The sequence below is a fragment of the Streptomyces sp. So13.3 genome (genome assembly GCF_005860785.2).
In the GTDB taxonomy this organism is placed as follows: domain Bacteria; phylum Actinomycetota; class Actinomycetes; order Streptomycetales; family Streptomycetaceae; genus Actinacidiphila; species Actinacidiphila fildesensis.
This window is the reverse complement of sequence record NZ_CP048835.1, coordinates 2,745,996-2,765,408: the sequence shown is the minus strand read 5'-3', so window position 1 is coordinate 2,765,408 and position 19,413 is coordinate 2,745,996. Positions and strand designations below refer to the sequence as shown.

Annotated in this window: 17 protein-coding genes; 9 read left to right on the top strand and 8 right to left on the bottom strand. The window is 73.0% G+C overall.

Annotation, left to right across the window (positions count from 1 at the left end; genetic code table 11):
• Positions 1–87 precede the first annotated feature (87 nt).
• Positions 88–1,083 carry a lytic polysaccharide monooxygenase gene (locus tag C8250_RS12565; protein ID WP_138353320.1) on the bottom strand — a complete coding sequence of 332 codons (996 nt, stop codon included), beginning with the start codon at positions 1,081–1,083 and terminating at the stop codon, positions 88–90.
• Positions 1,084–1,256: 173 nt separating this feature from the next.
• Between C8250_RS12565 and C8250_RS12560 the strand changes: the two genes are divergently transcribed.
• The 3 genes from C8250_RS12560 (at position 1,257) to C8250_RS12550 (ending at position 3,931) form a co-directional block, all read left to right on the top strand.
• The gene (locus C8250_RS12560; RefSeq protein WP_138353319.1) at positions 1,257–2,774 is read left to right on the top strand and encodes a carboxyl transferase domain-containing protein; all 1,518 of its coding nucleotides are present in this window, start codon (positions 1,257–1,259) and stop codon (positions 2,772–2,774) included.
• A gap of 99 nt (positions 2,775–2,873) precedes the next feature.
• Complete coding sequence (locus tag C8250_RS12555) at positions 2,874–3,494, top strand: ABATE domain-containing protein (RefSeq protein ID WP_138353318.1); 621 nt, start codon at positions 2,874–2,876, stop codon at positions 3,492–3,494.
• Between the two features lie 62 nt (positions 3,495–3,556).
• The gene (locus C8250_RS12550) at positions 3,557–3,931 is read left to right on the top strand and encodes a GntR family transcriptional regulator (RefSeq protein ID WP_138353317.1); all 375 of its coding nucleotides are present in this window, start codon (positions 3,557–3,559) and stop codon (positions 3,929–3,931) included.
• Between the two features lie 131 nt (positions 3,932–4,062).
• On the opposite strand, the gene C8250_RS12545 is transcribed toward C8250_RS12550, so the two are convergent.
• A complete protein-coding gene (locus tag C8250_RS12545; protein WP_244809110.1) occupies positions 4,063–5,190 on the bottom strand; it encodes a DUF5925 domain-containing protein in 1,128 nt (375 codons plus the stop codon).
• 307 nt (positions 5,191–5,497) lie between these two features.
• Between C8250_RS12545 and C8250_RS12540 the strand changes: the two genes are divergently transcribed.
• Positions 5,498–6,292: an SGNH/GDSL hydrolase family protein gene (locus tag C8250_RS12540; protein ID WP_138353315.1), complete on the top strand. Its 795-nt coding sequence runs from the start codon at positions 5,498–5,500 to the stop codon at positions 6,290–6,292.
• Here the strand turns inward: C8250_RS12540 and C8250_RS12535 are convergent.
• Complete coding sequence (locus C8250_RS12535; RefSeq protein ID WP_138353314.1) at positions 6,262–7,992, bottom strand: serine/threonine-protein kinase; 1,731 nt, start codon at positions 7,990–7,992, stop codon at positions 6,262–6,264. The two genes, C8250_RS12540 and C8250_RS12535, sit on opposite strands and share 31 nt — an antisense overlap.
• Before the next feature lie 277 nt (positions 7,993–8,269).
• Here C8250_RS12535 and C8250_RS12530 point away from each other — a divergent pair, with 277 nt between their 5' ends.
• Positions 8,270–8,533: a hypothetical protein gene (locus C8250_RS12530; RefSeq protein ID WP_138353313.1), complete on the top strand. Its 264-nt coding sequence runs from the start codon at positions 8,270–8,272 to the stop codon at positions 8,531–8,533.
• 181 nt (positions 8,534–8,714) lie between these two features.
• On the opposite strand, the gene C8250_RS12525 is transcribed toward C8250_RS12530, so the two are convergent.
• From C8250_RS12525 to hmgA, 3 genes are all read right to left on the bottom strand, one after another.
• Positions 8,715–9,962 carry a type ISP restriction/modification enzyme gene (locus C8250_RS12525; protein WP_232485624.1) on the bottom strand — a complete coding sequence of 416 codons (1,248 nt, stop codon included), beginning with the start codon at positions 9,960–9,962 and terminating at the stop codon, positions 8,715–8,717.
• A gap of 213 nt (positions 9,963–10,175) precedes the next feature.
• Positions 10,176–10,922: a GntR family transcriptional regulator gene (locus C8250_RS12520; RefSeq protein WP_138353311.1), complete on the bottom strand. Its 747-nt coding sequence runs from the start codon at positions 10,920–10,922 to the stop codon at positions 10,176–10,178.
• Complete coding sequence (gene hmgA, locus C8250_RS12515) at positions 10,919–12,226, bottom strand: homogentisate 1,2-dioxygenase (protein WP_138353310.1); 1,308 nt, start codon at positions 12,224–12,226, stop codon at positions 10,919–10,921. The genes C8250_RS12520 and hmgA overlap by 4 nt, the downstream gene beginning before the upstream one ends.
• Before the next feature lie 118 nt (positions 12,227–12,344).
• Between hmgA and C8250_RS12510 the strand changes: the two genes are divergently transcribed.
• The 4 genes from C8250_RS12510 to C8250_RS12495 all read left to right on the top strand — a co-directional run bounded on the left by C8250_RS12510 (position 12,345) and on the right by C8250_RS12495 (position 18,173).
• Complete coding sequence (locus tag C8250_RS12510) at positions 12,345–12,965, top strand: TetR/AcrR family transcriptional regulator (RefSeq protein WP_244809108.1); 621 nt, start codon at positions 12,345–12,347, stop codon at positions 12,963–12,965.
• 131 nt (positions 12,966–13,096) lie between these two features.
• A complete protein-coding gene (locus C8250_RS12505; protein ID WP_138353308.1) occupies positions 13,097–15,334 on the top strand; it encodes a molybdopterin-dependent oxidoreductase in 2,238 nt (745 codons plus the stop codon).
• A 168-nt stretch (positions 15,335–15,502) separates the two neighbouring features.
• Positions 15,503–16,903: an aldehyde dehydrogenase family protein gene (locus tag C8250_RS12500; protein WP_138353307.1), complete on the top strand. Its 1,401-nt coding sequence runs from the start codon at positions 15,503–15,505 to the stop codon at positions 16,901–16,903.
• 166 nt (positions 16,904–17,069) lie between these two features.
• The gene (locus tag C8250_RS12495; protein WP_138353306.1) at positions 17,070–18,173 is read left to right on the top strand and encodes a Zn-dependent alcohol dehydrogenase; all 1,104 of its coding nucleotides are present in this window, start codon (positions 17,070–17,072) and stop codon (positions 18,171–18,173) included.
• A 68-nt stretch (positions 18,174–18,241) separates the two neighbouring features.
• Here the strand turns inward: C8250_RS12495 and C8250_RS12490 are convergent, their stop codons facing one another.
• Both C8250_RS12490 and C8250_RS12485 read right to left on the bottom strand, forming a co-directional pair.
• Positions 18,242–18,748 (bottom strand): DUF402 domain-containing protein, encoded by a 507-nt coding sequence (locus C8250_RS12490; protein ID WP_198358251.1) that lies wholly within the window; start codon positions 18,746–18,748, stop codon positions 18,242–18,244.
• Positions 18,741–19,391 carry a TetR/AcrR family transcriptional regulator C-terminal domain-containing protein gene (locus C8250_RS12485; protein ID WP_138353304.1) on the bottom strand — a complete coding sequence of 217 codons (651 nt, stop codon included), beginning with the start codon at positions 19,389–19,391 and terminating at the stop codon, positions 18,741–18,743. Before C8250_RS12485 ends, C8250_RS12490 begins: the two co-directional genes overlap by 8 nt.
• Positions 19,392–19,413 lie beyond the last annotated feature (22 nt).

Here is a 19,413-nt window from a genome sequence, read left to right as displayed (position 1 = left end):
CCGGTAGCCGACCGCTGCGGGTGCCCATGACACAGCAGTGCCGCTGCCCGTGGGGAGGCAGCGGCACCGGATCAGGGGGAGCGGTCGTCAGGAGCGGCGACGTCCCGCCGCGGTAGCCCTGCGACGGACGGTCGCGAGCAGCACCGTGGCCCCGGCCGCGATCACCGCGGCTCCGCCGATGGCGAGCGGCCCCGTACTGCTGGAGCCGCCGGTCTCGGCGAGATTCGTGCCGGCGGCAGGCGTGGTGGGCGCGGCGGAGCCGTCGGTCTGCGGCGCGTTGCCGCCCGCGGCGGGCATGGTCGCCGCCGTGTGGTCGTGGTGGACGGTGGACTGCGAGGCGCCCGCGGCTATCTGCGCCTCGGACGGCGCGGACGCGGCCGCCGACGGCGCGATGGTGGCCGGCGCGCTGTGCGAGGGAGTGGCCGGCGCCGGCGCCGAGCCGCCGGAGTCCTTGCCGAAGACCACGTCCGAGCAGGTGTAGAAGGCCTCGGGGCTGTCCGAGCGCTGCCAGACGCTGTAGATCAGATGGCGGCCGGTGCGCTGCGGCACCTTGCCGGAGAACGTGTAACTGCCGTCCTTGAGCGTCGGATCGGTGACGGACGCGAACGGCTTCGCCTCCAGGTCGGACCACTTCAGCGGCTTCGACGGGTCGTAGCCGTCCTTGGTGATGTACAGGTCGAAGGAGCCCTTGTGCGGGGCGGTGGCCCGGTACTTGAAGGTGAAGGAACCACTCTTCATGGCCGTGGCGGGCCAGTCCGCCCGCGCCAGATCGAGCCCCTTGAACTCCGTGTTGCCGGCGCTGCACAGCTTTCCGTCCGGCACCTTGGACCGGCTCCGCCCGCCCGCCTCGCCGTCCCGGATCCCGTTCCAGTCGTAGAGCGCCTGCGTCCCGCCCGCCGCGACAGCGGCCTTGCACGCGGCGGACCGCGGACTCTCCGGACCCTCCGCGTAGCAGGCGGACACCCGGCTGACCGGGTTCGACATCGAGCCGTGCGCGCTCGCGGGAGCGGAGGCCAGGCCGGTCAGCACCAGCGGCCCGAAGCCCATGACAGCGACTGCGGCAGCCTTGCGACGTACGGTCATTCCGGGGGTCTCCTTCGACGGTGGCACGGGCCCAACGAGCAGCACGCTAGCCCCGAAGAACCGTCAGAACCCCGCCGCCAACTGCGAAAACCCGATCTTTATGGGCGCGTTAAGGGGCCCCTGAGAGCTGATTAAGAACGCGCCCCGGTGATCGGCCGTGGCAGGGTGGCGGCATGACTGAACCGAGCCGACGGCCTGCCGCGCTGGAACTGATCGAGGCCGTCGTCGACGCAGGCAGCTGGCGTCGGTGGGACGAGCCCGTCACCGTGCTGCCCGAGGCGGCGGAGTACCGGGCCGATGTGGAGAAGGCGCGGCTGCGGACCGGACTCGATGAATCCGTCGTCACGGGTGAGGGACGGATCCGGGGTCGGCGGGTGGCGCTGATCGCGGGGGAGTTCGGGTTTCTCGGCGGGTCGATCGGGGTGGCGGCCGGGACGCGGCTGGTGACCGCGGTGGAGCGGGCGACGCGGGAGCGGCTGCCGCTGCTCGCGTCCCCGGCCTCCGGCGGTACGCGGATGCAGGAGGGCACCATCGCCTTCCTGCAGATGGTCAAGGTCGCGGCCGCCATCACCGACCACAAGGCGGCCGGCCTGCCCTACCTCGTGTACCTGCGGCATCCGACCACCGGCGGGGTGCTCGCGTCGTGGGGATCGCTGGGCCATGTCACGGCCGCGGAACCGGGGGCGCTGATCGGGTTTCTCGGTCCGCGGGTCCATGAGGCGCTGTACGGCGAGCCGTTCCCGGCCGGTGTCCAGGTCGCCGAGAACCTGCTGGCCAACGGCCTGGTCGACGCCGTGCTCCCGGCGGGACAGCTGGCCGGGGTCGCGGCGCGGGCGCTGGACGTGCTGTGCGGTGAGGCGGGTGATGACGTGGAGGCTGTTTCCGGTGCCGACCGGCGGGCGGGCACGGTTGCCGAGGTCTCCACCGCCGACTCGATCCGGCGCTCGCGCCGCCCGGACCGGCCGGGACTGCGGGCGCTGCTGGATGGCGCCGGGCGGGAGGTCACCCCGCTGAGCGGTACCGGCGCGGGGGAACGTGACCCCGGACTGCTGCTCGCGCTGGCCAGGTTCGGGCCGACGCCGTGCGTCGTGCTCGGCCACGACCGGCGCCCGGACGAGGCGGGGCCCGCCCCGCTGGGTCCGGCCGGGCTGCGGGAGGCGCGGCGCGGTATGCGGATCGCGGCCGAACTCGACCTGCCGCTGCTCACCGTCATCGACACCGCGGGTGCGGCGCTCAGCCGGGAGGCGGAGGAGGGCGGCCTCGCGGGGGAGATCGCCCGCTGCCTCGCCGACCTCGTCACCCTCCGGGCACCGACCCTCTGTCTGCTGCTCGGCCAGGGCGCCGGCGGCGGCGCCCTGGCGCTGCTGCCCGCCGACCGCGTCATCGCCGCCCGGCACGCCTGGCTCTCGCCGCTCCCGCCGGAAGGCGCGTCGGCGATCCTCTACCGCACGACGGACCGGGCGTTCGAGGTCGCGGAGCGGCAGGGCGTGAGTTCCGCCGATCTGCTCGCCAACCGGATCGTCGACACCATCGTCGAGGAGACTCCCGACGCGGCGGACGACCCCGGCGAGTTCCTCACCCGCCTCGGCGCTCTGCTCGGTACCGAGCTGGCCGCTCTGCGGGCCCGTGACCGCGGCGAACGGCTGGCCGCCCGGCGGGCCAGGTACCGCAACCTCGGGCTGCCTTCGTGAGGCTCGCGCCCTAATGAGAGAGCCCTTCTCCCTCATTAGGGGTCGTAGGCTGGGGTGAGGTCGTCGAACGGCCGGATCCGCGGTGGAGAGGGGAGATCCATGGCACGTCAGCTGGCGTTGGAGCTGGTGAGCACCGTCCGGCACGACGGGGACGGCGGCGTCGCCGACGACCTCACCACCGTCGAGGAGACGACCCGCTGGATCCAGGAGTGGGCCGGCCTGCTCTCCGTGCACAGCGCCGCCGGCGCGGAATTCGCCGCGGACGAGGAGCTCAGAGACCGTGTCGTCGCCCTCCGGCAGGCGGTCCGGGCGCTCTTTGCCCTGGCCGTGAGCCCCGCCCCGCCGAGCCGCGCGGACGCCGACCGCCTCCTGCCCGCCGAGCAGGCACTCGACCGGCTCAACTCCGCGGCCGCGGGTGAACCGGTCGCCCCTCAGCTGGTCTGGCTTCAGGGTGAGACTCCGGCCGTCCGGCTGCTGTCCACCGCAGACGACCCGGGGGTGCGGATCGTCGCCGCTCTGGCCCGTGCCGCCATCGAGTTCCTGGCGGGTCCGCAACGGGAACTGCTGCGGGCCTGCACGGCACCGCGCTGCGTGCGCTACTTCGTCAAGGGACACGGTCGGCAGGAATGGTGCAAGCCGGCGTGCGGCAACCGGGCCCGGGTCGCCCGCCACTATCAGCGCACGCGCACCGGGGCGGACACGGAGCCGGACCGGAGCTGACGCGCGCCGACCTGGTCGTGGGTGAACTCGTCGGCCGGGCCCGTTGTGCCAGGATCGCCGCCATGAGCCTGAGGATCACCGTCGCCGCCGACGCGGCCACCGCCCCCTTCGAGCAAGTGCGTGAGCAGATCGCCGATCAGGCGCGCACCGGCCGACTCCCCGTCGGCCACAAGCTCCCGACCGTCCGGGGCCTCGCCGAGGAGCTGGGCCTCGCGGCCAACACGGTCGCCAAGGCCTACCGCGCCCTCGAGGCCGACGGCGTCGTCGAGACCCGCGGCCGGAACGGCACCTTCGTCGCCGCCGCCGGCGACGCCGCCGAGCGCCAGGCCGCTGCCGCCGCCGCGGAGTTCGCGCAGCGCGCTCACCGCCTCGGGCTGGACCGCGCGGCCGCCCTCGCCGCCGTCCAGGAAGCGCTGCGCGCCGCCTACGACAGTTAGGCCCCCTCCGGCGGGCACGCCCCCTCCGACGGACAGGCCCCCGCCGTTGGGCAGGTCCTCGCTCCGGGGCGCGCGCCGCACCTGCGACGTCCGCGACACCCGGCCGAAGCCCCACCCGAACCCGGTACCGATCAGAGGTACAGACCGTCCGAGGTCGGGGCCGGAGCCGGGATGGTGGAGCCGGCGCCGCGCCGCAGCGCGTACAGCTCGGCGAGGGTGGCGCCCTCGCGCCCGATGCCCTCGGTGGTGCCGAGCCAGGCGGCGGACTCGTCGCGGGTCAGCGGGCCGACCTCGATCCGCGACAGACAGCGGCCCGGCCGGACGACGGCGGGGTGCAGCCGTTCCAGGTCCTCGTTGGTGGTGATGCCGACGAGCACGTTGCGGCCCTGGCCGAGCAGGCCGTCGGTCAGGTTGAGCAGCCGGGAGAGCGCCTGGCCGGTCTGGTGCTTGGCCTGACCGCGGATCAGTTCGTCGCAGTCCTCCAGGAGCAGCAGCCGCCAGCGGCCGCCGGCAGTGCCGTCGTCCTCGCCGATGGCGATGTCCATCAGATAGCCGACGTCGTTGAAGAGCCGCTCGGGGTCCAGGACGCAGTCCACCTGGCACCAGTCGCGCCAGGAGCGGGCCAGGGTGCGCAGCGCCGAGGTCTTGCCGGTGCCGGGCGGGCCGTGCAGGAGCAGCAGCCGGCCGGTGATGTCGTCCTTGGTGAGCTTCATGAGGCCGTCCATGGCCTCGGCCACCGGGGCCGTGTAGTTGCCGCGGAGCTCTTCCCAGGTGGCGGCCGAGATCTGCCGGGTGGTGCGGTGCGGGCCGCGGCGCGGTGAGACGTACCAGAAGCCCATGTTCACGGTCTCGGGCTGGGGTTCGGGCTCGTCCTCGGCGTCCTCGACGGCCCGCGCGAGCACCTGCTCGGCCAGTTCGTCGGTGACAGCGGCGACCGTGACGTCCGCGCCGCGGTTCCAGCGGGAGATCAGGATCGTCCAGCCGTCGCCCTCGGCGAGCGTGGCGCTGCGGTCCTTGTCGCGAGCCTGGCGCAGCACGGCGGCGTCCGACGGGATCAGCGTCAGGCCGGACTTGACGTTCTCCAGGGACGCGCCGCGGGAGTACGGCTGCTCGCCGGAGGTGAAGCGCCCGAGGAAGAGCGCGTCGACGACGTCGGACGGCGAATCGCTGTCGTCCAGGCGCAGATGGACGGGTACCGCGCGGTGCGGCGGGCGCGGGGCGTGCCGGGCGTGTGCGGGGTCGGGCAGGCTCTGCGGCACAGGCCTCCTCGGGTCATGGGGCTTTGCGGACATGCGGCCCATGATCCGGCACGGGGGCCGCATCCGCCCAGTGCTTTTCCGGGCCGGAAATCAACCCCTGAACCAGGCCGGAAACGCGGCACGGAACGAGGCCGGAACGAGGCCTGGAAGAGGTTTGGACGCGGCCTGGTCGGCGTGGAGTTGAGGCGTTACGGACGTTTCATATGAATGCAATGCACACGACAAAGATTCATGGTCAGGACACTTCCCCCCGTGGGTTACCGGCGGGTACAACAGGTCTCGCAGAGATCCTGCCCAGGGAGGTTCCATGAGACTGTCCCGGTTGGCATCAGCCGTATCCGCGCTGATCCTCACCACTGGCCTCGCGCTCATCGGCGCGGCCCCCGCGCACGCCGCGGCGCCCTCGTACGCAGCCCTCGGAGACTCGTACTCCGCAGGCGTCGGCGCCGGCAGCTACGACAGCTCCAGCGGTGACTGCAAGCGCAGTACCAAGGCCTATCCCGCACTGTGGTCGGCGGCCCACGCCCCGTCCTCGTTCGCCTTCACCGCCTGCTCCGGTGCCCGTACCGGTGACGTCCTCAACAACCAGCTCGGTCCGCTCAACGCGTCCACCGGACTGGTGAGCATCAGCATCGGCGGCAATGACGCGGGCTTCTCCGACGTCATGACCACCTGTGTGCTCAACTCCGAGAGCACCTGTCTGGCCCGGATCGCGCAGGCTCGCACCTACGCGGACAACACCCTCCCCGGTCTCCTCGACAACGTATACGACGCGATCCACGCCAAGGCCCCCAACGCCCATGTGGTCGTGGTGGGCTACCCGCACTTCTACAAGATCAACGGAAATTGCTGGGGCGGGCTCAGTGACACCTCCCGTGCCGCGATCAACGGCGCGGCCGACGAGCTCGACACCGTGACGGCCAAGCGCGCCGCCAACCACGGCTTCAGCTTCGCCGATGTGCGCGGCACCTTCACCGGGCACGAACTCTGCTCGGGATCACCCTGGCTGAACAGCCTGACGTTCCCGATCGACGAGTCCTACCACCCCAAGGCGGCCGGCCAGTCCGGCGGCTACCTGCCCGCGTTCAGCTCCGCCGCCTGATGCGCTGACCGATGCGCTGACCGATCCGTACCGTTCACCCCGGCCGCCGGCGTCGTCGACGTCGGCGGATCCGGTCGGCAGTCCACGGTGAACGACACCGGGTCGGACCGGAACTGCTTCGGGGCCCCGACCTCCACCACGATCCGGTCGGTGCTCTGCTTGCCCGCCTCGAACGACAGCTCGGTGTGCTGGTACGTCCGGGACTTCGGGCCGTCCGCGGCGAACTCGGCGGTCTTCCACCCGGGGTCGGAGTTGCGGCCGCTGTCCGTCGTCCAGCGGAACACCACCGTCGCCGGAGTGCGGTCCACCGTGATCACCGCGGTGAACTCCGGTGCCTGGCCGGACGGCGCCGGGCATGGCCCCGTATAACTCTCCCGCTCGGCGGTCACCTTGATGGTGACCTTGACGACCGGAATGCCGGACGACGAAGGGGACGCCGTGGTCGTCGTGACCGTCGGACCCGCCGTGGTCGTCGGCGGAGTGGTCCGGGTCGTGGACGTTCCCGTGCCGGTGGACGGGGTACTGCTGCTCGAACTCGCTCCGGTCCCGCCGGTGGACGCCTTGTCGTCCTCCGTCCCGTGGTCCAGCAGCGTCCAGGCCACCACGCCCGCCGTCAGGGCGAGCACCAGCGCCCCCGCCGCCAGCACCGTCGCGACCCGCCGGCGCCGCGTCGGATCCGGCTCGGCGCCGTAGGACGAGGGCCCCGGCCCGTACGGGGATCCGTACCCCGGGACGGTCGGCGGTGTCGGGCCGCCGGTCCCGCCGGATGGCATCGGCTGCGGCACCGGTCGCGGCAGCGGTTGCGGTAGCGGCTTCGTCCGGGGCGAGGAGCCGGAAGCGGCCGGGGGATACCCGGTGGACGGCGGCCCGGTGCGGCCGGCCGCAACAGCGTCCAGCATCTCCTGGGCCTCGCTCCCGCTGATGCGGTCCGCCGGGCGCTTGCGCAGCAGCCCCTCCAGCACCGGACCCAGCGGCCCCGCCCGGCGCGGCTCGGGCAGTTCGTCGTCGACGGCCGCGCGCAGCGTGCTCAACGCCGAATCGCGGCGGAACGGCGACGCCCCCTCCACCGACCGGTAGATCAGCACCCCCAGGGACCACAGGTCCGACTCCGGCCCCGGGGCGTTCCCCATGGCCCGCTCGGGAGCCAGGTATTCCGGCGACCCGATCAGCTCGCCGGTGCGGGTCAGCGCCGCGGTGCCCTCGATCATCGCGATGCCGAAGTCCGTGAGGACGACCCGGCCGTCATTGGCGATCAGGACGTTGCCGGGCTTCACGTCCCGGTGCAGCACCCCCGCGGCGTGCGCCGCGCGCAGACCGGCCAGGACGTGCGCGCCGATGTCCGCCGCCCGCCGCGGGGTCATCGGGCCGTCCGCGTCGAGGGCGTCGGCGAGGGTCAGCCCCCGGACGAGCTCCATGACGATCCACGGCGCGCCGCCGGCCACCGCCACGTCGTACACCGTGATCACGTTCGGGTGGATGATCCGGGCCGCGGCCCGGCCCTCCTGCTCCAGGCGGGCGTACAGCTGCCGCACCTCGCGCTCGTCGAGGCCGGCGGGCGCCCGCACCTCCTTGACCGCGACCTCCCGGCCGAGCAGTTCGTCGCGGGCCCGCCACACGACGCCCATGCCGCCGCGGCCGAGTTCGCCGATCAGCCGGTAGCGGTCCGCGAGCACCCGCTCACCGCCCGTGCCTTCGCTCATGTGCGAACCCCCGCCCGTAACCGGAGTGATTCGGAGGAAATCTACCTCAAGCACGCGTGGTTGAAGCCGGTCCCGGCGATGATGGTGGGAGCGGCCGGGGGTAGGCTCCGGCTGTCGGGTGGCCGCCAACTGCCTTGCGTGCGGCGGCAATTCGCTGTTCAGTCGTCAACACCCAGGGCCGGAAGGTGAATCCGGGACCTGGGATGCGCAGGTGACGCGTCGGGGCGATAGGGTTACCCTGCCCGGGCCGGGTGCCCTCGTACGGGTGGGGAGTGTCATGGAACAAATAGCTATGCGAAGCAGGCCGAGAGTGCCTGCCATCAACTGCGGAAGCAGCACGACCAGCACACGTCTGGACCGTCATCTCGCGATACTGGGCGGCCCTGCCGTACCGCACCGCGAGAGTGCGGAGGCGACGTTGCTGATGCGGGAGCTGACATCGCGGGATTCGGCGCGCACCAAGGCGAGCCGCAGTGCACGGGTGTCGCTGTTCGCGCCTCTGCGGCGCCTGCGGCGCTCGCTGTTCGGCAGCCGCGGCTGATCCCACCTTCCGGCGGTCACACCGTCCCGGCACAGCGCTGCGGCCAGCGGCGTTGCGGTGTGCTCGCCGTGAACGGCAGGAGCTCTACGCGCGTCCGCGTGCGTTCGGACACCTGTGGCGACCACCCGCGCCGTCCGAACGTGCCACTGTGCGAGCCGACCTGTGCGCCTCGGCCCACGGTTCACAGCAACGCGAACTGACCGTCCGGCCCTTCCTCGTGATGGTCCAGCACCGAGGCGGGGCGCCGTGCTCCCGCGGGAGCGGGCAGCACCCCCGCGAGGCGCAGCGCGTCGGCGGAGATCCCCGCCGCGCGCGCCCGCCGCGACCCCGGTTCCGCCGCCAGCCGCTCCGCCAGCTTCCGCCGCTCCGGACGGAGCGCGGCCAGCAGCGTGAGCACGGTGACGAGTTCGAGCAGCTCCGTGGTCGTCTCCCGGGTCCAGCGCGCGGGGCGGAGCGCCTCCAGCGTCCCCGGGGCCGCGACGGCCGTCCGCCGCTCGTACCAGGCCTCCAGCACCCGCACCCCGCCCGCGTGGAACTCCCAGGCGGCGGCCGGCACCGGTGAGACCAGCCCGTCCCCGATCCGCAGCGCCTCCTCCTCCGGGTCGTACTCCAGCTCCCCGGCCCGTGGCGCGGGGGGAAGCGGCGCGCGCACGTACGGGCGCCGGCCGCCGGGCAGCCGGGGATGGCCGGCGGGCCGGCCCACGGCGGGATCCGCGCAGCGCTCGCCCCGGGTGTGCAGCCAGATCGACGTACGGCCCAGCTCGACGGCCGCGAGCCAGAGTTCCGGGTCGCGGGTGAGCGGCACCACGACACCGTCCCGCTGGTCCCGGGCGGGCAGACTCGCGACGGTGATCCAGGCGAGGAGGTCCTCGGCGCCCACCGGCAGACCGAGGAGCTCACCGAGCAGTTCGGTCAGGCCGGGCGCGAAGTTCGGGTCCTGCCCGCCGGGCCGCCGGTACAGCGGCCGGATCCGGCCCGGTTTCCCAGCGGGGGACCGGCCGTCGGGCAGCACGGCGCCGAACGCCAGTGCGGGACCGGGGACGTTCGGGAGCCGGGCCTGCTCCACGGCGAAGATCTGCCGCTCGTCGGCGACCCGCCACAGCTCCGGGCGGGCGGCGTCGATGAGCCGGTGGTCGGGGATCAGCCACTGCAGGTCGAAGGCGCCGTGCAGGACGCGGACCGGATCAGGGCACGGCCCGCTCTCGCGGGCGAGCCGGGTGGTGGCCGCAGGCGGCCCGTCCCGTCCCGGGACCGCGAGCTGGGGCGCCGGGGTGTGCAGTCCGCGGGCCCGGCTCGGACGCAGCAGCCGCTCGCGTTCCGCGTCGTCCGGCGCCGCCAGCAGCGCGTCCCAGCGGGCCCGCAGCGCCTTCGCGTCGGGCGCCACCGCCCAGGACCGCCCGTACAGCAGCGGCGGCACGGACCACGGCATCAGATCGGCGAGCACGGGAGCGCCATGGCCCGCCCCGGAGTTGGAGCCGGCAGCTCGTGGCGGCGTCACGTCACGGGCCTCCCCAGCGCCTGGATTCGCGGATGCGCTTCCCACCGTCGGCATCGTACTGAGCCGCGCTCGCGGCCGCACCGCCACCCGGGAAGCGCGACCTGTGCGGATTGCCACCGACAGCAAAGCGACGGGCGCCCGGTGTCAGCGCGCCTCCATCGTCACGGTGAACGAGAACCGGTCCCCCCGGTAGTGGATCCGCACCACGTCCACCGCGCGGCCCGAATCGTCGTACGTCACCCCGGTGTAGTGCAGGATCGGGCTGAGCAGCGGGACCTGGAGCAGCCGCGCCGTCTCCGGGTCCGCCAGCCGGGCCTCCACCGTGTCGGTGATGCGGCTGATCCGCACGCCGAGCGCGTCCCGCAGGACCTTCGTCATCGGCCACCGTTCGAGATCGGCCAGATCGATGCGCTCGGCGAGTTCCGGACGGACGGAGTTCTCCGCCCAGTTGGTCGGCTCGCCGCTCTCCTCGCAGCGCAGCCGCCGGAAGAAGGCCGCCTCCGCCAGATCGGGGAAGTGCTCGGCGGCCCAGGACGGCACCGGCGCGGTCCCGTGCCCGAGCACCGCGGTGTGCTCACCCGACTGCTGGGCCACGATCGCGTCGACCGAGCCCAGCAGCCGGACCGGCGCGCCGCGCAGCGCGGTCGGCTCGATGAAGGTGCCGCGCCGCCGGTGCCGGCTGATCAGCCCCTCCGTCTCCAGCTCCTTGAGGGCCTGCCGCATCGTCAGCACGCTCACGCCGTAGTGGCCGGCCAGGTCGTCCTCGGTCGGCAGCCGCAGCGGGGCGTCCGGCCGGCGGCCCAGTATCGAGGCGCGCAGCGACTGCGAGACCTGGTACCACAGCGGCAGTTTGCGGTTGAGGACGATCGAGTCCGGGGCGAAGGCGGTCATGAGGTGGGGAAGTGCCGCTCAAGGCCCTGCCACACCTCGTCGTAACCCTCCTGCCGGTGATCGGCGGCGAGCGCGCCGCTGGTCGGTACGACGGGCCAGCGGGTCTCGAACATGAACGCCAGCCCGTCGTCGACCTTCTGCGGCTTCAGCTCGGCGGCGCTGGCCTTGTCGAAGGTGGCGCGGTCCGGGCCGTGCGCCGACATCATGTTGTGCAGCGAGGCGCCGCCCGGGACGAATCCCTCGGCCTTCGCGTCGTACGCGCCCTCGATCAGGCCCATGAACTCGCTCATGACATTGCGGTGGAAGTACGGCGGGCGGAAGGTGTCCTCGCCGACCAGCCAGCGCGGTGCGAAGACCACGAAGTCGGCGTTGGCCAGCCCGGGGGTGTCGGAGGGGGCGGTCAGCACGGTGAAGATCGACGGGTCCGGGTGGTCGTAGCTCAGCGACCCCAGGACGTTGAAGCGCCGCAGGTCGTAGACGTACGGGACCAGGTTGCCGTGCCAGCCGACGACATCGAGCGGCGAGTGGTCGTAGGTCGCGGCCCAGAGGTTGCCGCCGAACTTGTTGATCACCTCGACCGGTTCCTCACGGTCCTCGAAGGCGGCCACGGGCGCCAGGAAGTCCCGTGCGTTGGCCAGCCCGTTCGCCCCGATCGGGCCGAGGTCGGGGAGCCGGAACGCCTGCCCGTAGTTCTCACAGACATAGCCGCGGGCCGTCGGGTCCAGCAGTTCCACCCGGAAGCGCATCCCACGCGGGATCAAGGCCACCTCGCCGGGGCCGGCCTGGAGCAGGCCCAGCTCGGTGCGGAGCAGCAGGGTGCCGTGCTCGGGCACGATCAGGAACTCGCCGTCGGAGGACGAGAAGACCCGGTCCGCCATCGACGTGTTGGCCGCGTACCAGTGGATGCCGATGCCCTCGCGGCGCAGCACGTCACCGTTGCCGCCGACGGAGACCAGGCCCTGGACGAAGTCCGTGGGGACGTCCGGCAGCGCGGGCGCGCTCCAGCGCAGCCGGTTGGGGTCCGGTTCCACGTCGAGGAAGGGCGCGCTGCGCAGCGCGCCGTTGTCGACCCGGCGGAACGGCGGATGCGCGGCCGAGGGGCGGATCCGGTACAGCCAGCTGCGGCGGTTCTGGTGCCGGGGCTCGGTGAACGCGGTGCCGCTGAGCTGCTCCGCGTACAGGCCGAGCGGGGCGCGCTGCGGAGAGTTCCGGCCGATCGGCAGTGCTCCGGGCACCGCCTCGCTGACGTGCTCGTTCCCAAAACCGGGGGAGTACGTGAGGTCCGTGTCGTGCGTGTTGCCCATCGTGCGCTCCCGGTGCCGTTGTCCCATTCCTATGGTCGACCATAGGAATGGGACCGGCGAACCGTCAATGACCTTGGACCCCGCCGCCGCTAGGGTGGCCGGAAAAGGAGGGTGTGCCGTGACCGGCCAAGGGCTCCGCCGAACCCCGGTGCAGCAGCGCAGCACCGAACGCCTCAGCCGCATCCTCGACGCCTGCGCCCAGCTGCTGGACGAGGCCGGGTACGAGAGCCTCAGCACCCGCGCGGTCGCCGTACGCGCCGGCGTCCCCATCGGCTCCGTCTACCGGTTCTTCTCCAACAAGCGCGCGATGGCCGACGCCCTGGCGCAGCGCAATCTCGACCGGTACCTGGACCGCGTCACGGCCCGCCTCGCGGAACCGGGAGGCGGGGCGGCGCCCGGGGCGGGCGCCGGTGCCGGGCCGCTGTCGCTCGATGTCGCCGTCGGGGTGGTCGTCGACGAGTACATCGCGATGAAGGGCGTCACCCCCGGCTTCGAGCTCGTCGACTTCGGCATCCCCGGCGAATCCGAGCCCAATCGCCACGTCGCCGACCGGCTGCTGGAACTGCTCGCCGGGCGGCTGGGCCTCGACCCGGCGGACGCGTACGCCCGGCTCACCTTCGTGATCAGCGTGGAGGCCGCCGACGCCCTGCTCCAGCTGGCCTTCCGTACCGATCCGGCGGGGGATCCGGCCGTGATCGCCGAGACTAAACGCATGCTGCGCGCTTATCTCGCACGGTAGGCCGCCTCTCTTGGACGGCAGGCCGGTTCGTCGAGCCCTCGCCCCGATTGGGGCCGTCCTGGGGGTTCCCACATGCATACCGGTCGGTATGCTCGCCTGTACGTGCGCTGCCGTCGTCCCAGGAGAGCCCGATGACCCGTACCGCCCTGCGTATCTGCCCGCTGTGCGAGGCCACCTGCGGTCTGACACTCACCCTTGACGGTGACACGGTCACGAGCGCCCGCGGCGACCGCGACGACGTGTTCAGCGCCGGCTTCATCTGCCCCAAGGGTGCGACCTTCGGCGCCCTCGACGCCGACCCCGACCGGCTGAGCCGCCCCCTCGTACGCCAGGACGGCCGGCTCGTCGAGACCGGCTGGGCCGAGGCGTTCGCCGCCGTCGCCGCCGGGCTCGGCGCGGTCACCGCCGCGCACGGGCCCGACGCCGTCGGCGTCGTCCTCGGCAACCCCAACGTCCACACCGTCGCGGGCGGCCTCTACCCCGCGCAGATCGTCGGCGCGCTGCGCAGCCGCAACATCTTCTCCGCCAGCACCCTGGACCAGATGCCCAAGCACGTCGCGTGCGGCTATCTCTTCGGCGACCCGAACGCGATCCCGGTTCCCGACCTGGACCGTACCGATCATCTGCTGATCATCGGTGCGAACCCGCTGGTCTCCAACGGCAGTCTGTCCACCGCCGCCGACTTCCCCGGCAAGCTGAAAGCGCTGCGTCGGCGCGGCGGACGGATCACCGTGATCGACCCCAAGCGCACCCGCACCGCGGAGGTCGCCGACCGGCACGTCTCGCTGCGGCCGGGCACCGACGCCGCGCTGCTCTTCGCCGTCGTGCAGGTGCTGTTCGCCGAGGGCCTCACCGATCTCGGCGCGCTCACGGACCAGGTGACCGGCGTGGAGGAGGTACGCGCGCTCGCCGCCGCCTTCACCCCGGAGGCCGTCGAGGGCGTGTGCGAGGTGCCGGCCGCCGAGATCCGCGCCCTCGCCCGCGAACTGGCCGCCGCGCCCAGCGCCGCCGTCTACGGGCGGCTCGGCAGCACCGCCGTCGAGTTCGGCACCCTGTGCAGTTGGCTCGTGGACGTGCTCAACGTGCTGACCGGCAACCTCGACCGGCCCGGCGGCGCCATGTTCCCGCTCTCCCCGACCGCACGGGCACCCCGGCCCGCCGCGCCCGGCAAGGGCTTCACCGTCGGCCGCTGGCACAGCCGGGTCTCCGGCCACCCCGAGGTGAAGAGCGAACTCCCCAGCACCGCCCTCGCCGAGGAGATCGACACCCCCGGCGAAGGCCGCGTCCGGGCCGTCATCGCCCTCGCCGCCAACCCGGTGCTCTCGGCGCCCGACGGCCACCGCCTCGACCGGGCGCTGGCCGGGCTGGACTTCATGGTCAGCGTCGACCCGTACCTCAACGAGACCTCCCGGCACGCCCACGTCGTCCTGCCGCCGCCGCGGCCGACGCAGAGCGCGCACTACGACTTCGCCTTCTCCACGCTCGCCGTCCGCAACACCGTGCGGTACAGCCGCCCGGTCGTGGAACTGGAGGACGGCCGCCCCGGCGAGCCCGAGATCTACGCCCGGCTGGTCCAGATCCTGTCCGGCGCCGGGCCGGACGCGGACCCCGCCGCCGTGGACGAACAGGCCATCGTCCGGCTGCTCGCCCGCGCGACCGCCGACCCGCTCTCGCCGCTGCACGGCGGCGACCCGGCCGAGCTGGCGGCCCGGCTCGGCGGCCGGACCGGATATGAGCGGCGGCTCGACCTCATGCTCCGCCTCGGCCCGTACGGCCTCACCCTCGACAAGGTCCTCGCCCAGCCGCACGGCATCGACCTCGGTCCGCTCGCCCCCCGCATCCCCGAGGTGCTCCGCACCCCGTCGGGCCGGATCGAACTCGCCCCGGCGCCGATCGCCGCCGACGTGCCGCGGCTGCTGCGCTCCCTGACCGAACGGGCCTCGGGGCCCGTCCTCATCGGCCGCCGCCACCTGCGCTCCAACAACAGCTGGATGCACAACCTGCCGGCGCTCTCCGGCGGCACCAACCTGTGCACCCTGCAGGTCCACCCCGAGGACGCGGCCCGGTTCGGGCTCGCGGACGGGGGGACCGCCCTGGTGAAGGGCGACGGCGGCGAGATCGAGGCACCGGTCGAGGTCACCGACGCCGTACGCCCGGGCGTGGTCAGCCTGCCGCACGGCTGGGGCCACGACCGCGGCGGCACCCGGCTCGCCACGGCAGGGCTGCACCCCGGGGTCAACGTCAACCAACTCCTGGACGGCAGCCGCCTCGACCCGCTCTCCGGCACGGCCGTCCTCAACGGCTTCCCGGTGCAGGTCTCGGCGCTGCCGGGTCTCCCGGGTCTCCCGGGTCTCCCGGGCGGTGACTGATCTCCGTCCGGCGGGCGTGGGCGGTCGCCCGATCCGTCCTGTCAGGGCGGCGCGCGGGCGTGGGTCCGCACGTGAGCCAGAGCACGGAAGGGCCTCTGGCGTGCGAAAACTAACGGCGCTAGTTTGGGTGGGTCAGGCAGACCCGCCCCCTACCGGGAGGACGACGACGTGAAGGCTCACGACGGCATGTACATCGACGGGGCCTGGCGCCCCGCCGCCGGGCACGAGTCGATCGAGGTGGTCAATCCGGCGGACGAGCAGGTCATCGGATCCGTGCCGGCCGGCACCTCGCAGGACGTCGACGCCGCCGTACGGGCCGCGCGCGCCGCGCTCCCCGCGTGGGCCGCGACCGCCCCCGCCGACCGCGCCGCCCTCATCGGCGCGCTGCGCGACCGGCTGGCCGCCCGCCGCGAGGAGATCGCCGGGACGATCAGCGCCGAACTCGGCGCCCCGCTCGGCTTCGCCGCCGCCGTCCACACGGACCTGCCGATCGCCGTCGCCGGCTCGTACGCGCAGCTCGCCGCGTCGTACGCCTTCGAGGAGAAGGTCGGCAACTCCACCGTCCTGCAGGAGCCGGTGGGCGTCGTCGGCGCCATCACGCCCTGGAACTACCCGCTGCACCAGATCGTCGCCAAGGTCGCCCCCGCGCTCGCCGCCGGCTGCACGATCGTCCTCAAGCCCGCCGAGGACACCCCGCTCACCGCGCAGCTCTTCGCCGAGGCCGTCGACGAGGCGGGCATCCCGGCCGGGGTGTTCAACCTCGTCACCGGCCTCGGCCCGGTCGCCGGACAGGCGCTGGCCGCCCACGACGGCGTGGACCTCGTCTCGTTCACCGGCTCCACCGCCGTCGGCAAGCAGATCGGCGCCACCGCGGGCGCCGCCGTCAAGCGCGTCGCCCTCGAACTCGGCGGCAAGTCCGCCAACGTCATCCTGCCGAGCGCCGACCTCGCCAAGGCGGTCAACGTGGGGCTCGGCAATGTCTTCGCCAACTCCGGCCAGACCTGCAGCGCCTGGACGCGCATGCTCGTCGACGCCGACCGGTACGACGAGGCCGTGGAGATCGCCACGGCCGCCGCCGCCAAGTACGTGCCGGGGGACCGGCTCGGGCCGGTCGTCAACGCCAAACAGCGCGACCGGGTCCGCGGCTACATCCGGCGCGGCATCGAGGAGGGCGCCAGGGTCGTCGCGGGCGGGCCCGACGCCCCCGAGGGCTTCGGCGACGGCTACTACATCCGGCCGACCGTCTTCGCCGACGTCACCCCGGACATGACCATCGCCCAGGAGGAGATCTTCGGCCCGGTCGTCGCGATCCTGAAGTACCAGGACGAGGACGACGCCCTGCGCATCGCCAACGGCACCGTCTACGGTCTCGCGGGCGCGGTCTGGGCGGCCGAGGAGTCCGAAGCGGTGGCCTTCGCCCGCCGGATGGACACCGGGCAGGTCGACATCAACGGCGGCCGGTTCAACCCGCTGGCGCCGTTCGGCGGGTACAAGCAGTCGGGTGTCGGCCGGGAGCTCGGTGCCCATGGGCTGGCGGAGTACCTGCAGACGAAGTCGCTGCAGTTCTGAGGTCCGGTGCTCAGGTCCGGTGCTCAGGTCCGGTTCCGAGGGCCGGTTCCGGGTCCGGCCCCCGTCCGGTGATCCGCAGTGATTGAGTACCGTGCTTCCGGCTGCCCGAACACCGTCAGAGCCGGGTGACCCGAGCAGTCCCAGCAGAGAGTCCGAGAGGAACCCCGTGGTCCGCGCCGCCGTCCTTCCCGCCGTCAGCCAGCCCCTGATCGTCACCGAGATCGAGATCCCGGCACCGGGCCCGGGTCAGGTCCGGGTGCGTCTCGCCGCCGCGGGGGTCTGCCATTCCGACCTGTCGCTGTCCAACGGGACCCTGCGCCAGCCCGTCCCGGCCGTCCTCGGGCACGAGGGTGCCGGGACCGTCATCGAGGTGGGCGAGGGGGTCACGGCGGTCGCTCCTGGCGACCGCGTCGTCCTCAACTGGGCGCCCTCCTGCGGGGCCTGCCACTTCTGCGCCCTGGACGAGCCCTGGCTCTGCGCCAACGCCGGCGCCGCCGCCGCCGCCCCGTACGCGAAGCTCTCCGCCGACGGCAGCGAGCTGTACCCGGGCCTGGGCACCGCCGTCTTCGCCGAGGAGACGGTCGTCCCTGAGAACGCGATCCTGCCGCTGCCGGACGGGATCCCGCTCACGGACGCCGCCCTGCTCGGCTGCGCGGTCCTCACCGGTTACGGGGCCGTCCGACACGCCGCGCGGGTCCGCGCCGGGGAGTCGGTCGCGGTCTTCGGGGTCGGGGGCGTCGGGCTGTCCGTGCTGCAGTCCGCCCGCATCGCGGGCGCCGGGCCGGTGATCGCCGTCGACGTCTCGCCGGCGAAGGAGGAACTGGCGAGGGCGGCGGGGGCCACCGAGTTCGTGCTCGCCTCCGACGACTCCTCCGGCACGTCGGACACCGCGAAGCGGATCCGCAAGCTGACGGGCGGGTACGGGACGGACGTCGCGATCGAGTGTGTCGGCCGCGCCGACACCATCCGGACCGCCTGGTCGGCGACCCGCCGCGGCGGGCGGACGACGGTCGTCGGCATCGGCGGCCAGGACCAGCAGGTCACGTTCTCCGCGCTGGAACTGTTCTACTTCGGCCGTACCTTGTCCGGCTGCGTGTACGGGAACAGCGACCCGGCCAGGGACCTGCCGGTGCTCGCGGAACACATTCGGGCGGGGCGTCTCGACCTGGGCGCGATGGTGACGGAACGCATTGGCCTGGACGGCATCCCGGCGGCGTTCGAGGCTATGACGGCTGGGCGGGGTGGCCGGGCTTTGGTGGTTTTCGACTGATGGTGCGTGGTGGGTGCGGTGCCCGGGTCCTGCGGGGCGGCGGTTCGAAATCGACTGCCGCGCCGTCTCTACTCGACCTGGGCGAGCCACCCGCGGTAGGCCGTGGTGAACGGCTCGGCTCCGTCGCCTACTTGCTGCATGAGCCATTGCGCCGCTCCGGCGGCCTGCTCGATGACGTCGGCCGGATATCCGTAGCGCACCTGATGCTCGGCGAACTCGTCCTCGTCCACCAGGAGCGGTGTCGGCTCGCCGCGCTTGCGGATGACGTCGAGATCCAGGTCGATCATGGTGACCTCGGTGGGGGAGAGCCACTGCGGCGGCGTGGTGATGTCGCAGTAGATCTCGGTGCGGCGGGGCGCCGCGTTGAAGGTGCCGGTCCACCACGCTTCGCGGGGGAACAGCAGCACGTACGCGTCGGCGAACACGATCTCCGGGCCGTGGCCCTTCCGCGAGACGCTTCCCTTGGGCGCCCCGAGCCAGACGCCGTGCTCGTCCTCGCCCAGTCGGCGCATGGCCATGTTCCAGTGCAACGATCCGTCGTACTTCCGGTACTCCACCCGCACGTCATCAGACATGCGGGGCATCGTAACCGCCGTCCTTGAACTGGATGGAGAGTCCGTCGACCAGGGCCTGCAAGCCCTGGTCGAAAGCCCCCTCGTCGACCTGCTGCTGATGTTCCGCCAGCAGATGCGCGCTGCCCAGGTGCGGGTAGTCGGCCGGGTCGTACGCTCCCGCGTCGTCGACGAAGCCGCGGGCGAAGGAGCCGAGCGCCGAGCCGGCCACGAAGTACCGCATCAGCGCGCCGATGCGGGTCGCGTGGGCGGGGGGCCAGCCGGCGTCGACCATGCCGCCGAAGACGGCGTCGGCCATGCGGAGGCCGGCCGGCCGGCGGCCGGGGCCCTGGGCGAGGAACGGCACGATGTTGGGGTGGGCGGTGAGGGCCGCGCGGTAGGAGCGGCCCCATTCCAGGAGCGCTGTCCGCCAGTCGGGGCCGCCCTGGAACATCGACAGATCGACCTGGGAGACGACCGTGTCGGCGACCGCGTCCAGGATGTCGTCCTTGACCTTGAAGTGGTTGTAGAGCGACGGCCCGCTGACCCCGAGTACGGCCGCGAGCCGCCGGGTCGAGAGCGCCTGCAGGCCTTCCGTGTCCACGAGCGTGAGCGCCGCGGCGACGATGAGTTCGCGGTTCAGGAGGGGCTTGCGAGGGCGGGCCATGCCACGCATAGTAGGGCCTGCG

What these genes read in the sequence shown, in the direction of transcription:
- C8250_RS12565 (WP_138353320.1), bottom strand. Translation starts at nt 1,083, where the DNA reads ATGACCGTACGTCGCAAGGCTGCCGCAGTCGCTGTCATGGGCTTCGGG.
- C8250_RS12560 (WP_138353319.1), top strand. Translation starts at nt 1,257, where the DNA reads ATGACTGAACCGAGCCGACGGCCTGCCGCGCTGGAACTGATCGAGGCC.
- C8250_RS12555 (WP_138353318.1), top strand. Translation starts at nt 2,874, where the DNA reads ATGGCACGTCAGCTGGCGTTGGAGCTGGTGAGCACCGTCCGGCACGAC.
- C8250_RS12550 (WP_138353317.1), top strand. Translation starts at nt 3,557, where the DNA reads ATGAGCCTGAGGATCACCGTCGCCGCCGACGCGGCCACCGCCCCCTTC.
- C8250_RS12540 (WP_138353315.1), top strand. Translation starts at nt 5,498, where the DNA reads ATGAGACTGTCCCGGTTGGCATCAGCCGTATCCGCGCTGATCCTCACC.
- C8250_RS12535 (WP_138353314.1), bottom strand. Translation starts at nt 7,992, where the DNA reads ATGAGCGAAGGCACGGGCGGTGAGCGGGTGCTCGCGGACCGCTACCGG.
- C8250_RS12530 (WP_138353313.1), top strand. Translation starts at nt 8,270, where the DNA reads ATGGAACAAATAGCTATGCGAAGCAGGCCGAGAGTGCCTGCCATCAAC.
- C8250_RS12525 (WP_232485624.1), bottom strand. Translation starts at nt 9,962, where the DNA reads ATGCCGTGGTCCGTGCCGCCGCTGCTGTACGGGCGGTCCTGGGCGGTG.
- C8250_RS12520 (WP_138353311.1), bottom strand. Translation starts at nt 10,922, where the DNA reads ATGACCGCCTTCGCCCCGGACTCGATCGTCCTCAACCGCAAACTGCCG.
- hmgA (WP_138353310.1), bottom strand. Translation starts at nt 12,226, where the DNA reads ATGGGCAACACGCACGACACGGACCTCACGTACTCCCCCGGTTTTGGG.
- C8250_RS12505 (WP_138353308.1), top strand. Translation starts at nt 13,097, where the DNA reads ATGACCCGTACCGCCCTGCGTATCTGCCCGCTGTGCGAGGCCACCTGC.
- C8250_RS12490 (WP_198358251.1), bottom strand. Translation starts at nt 18,748, where the DNA reads ATGTCTGATGACGTGCGGGTGGAGTACCGGAAGTACGACGGATCGTTG.
- C8250_RS12485 (WP_138353304.1), bottom strand. Translation starts at nt 19,391, where the DNA reads ATGGCCCGCCCTCGCAAGCCCCTCCTGAACCGCGAACTCATCGTCGCC.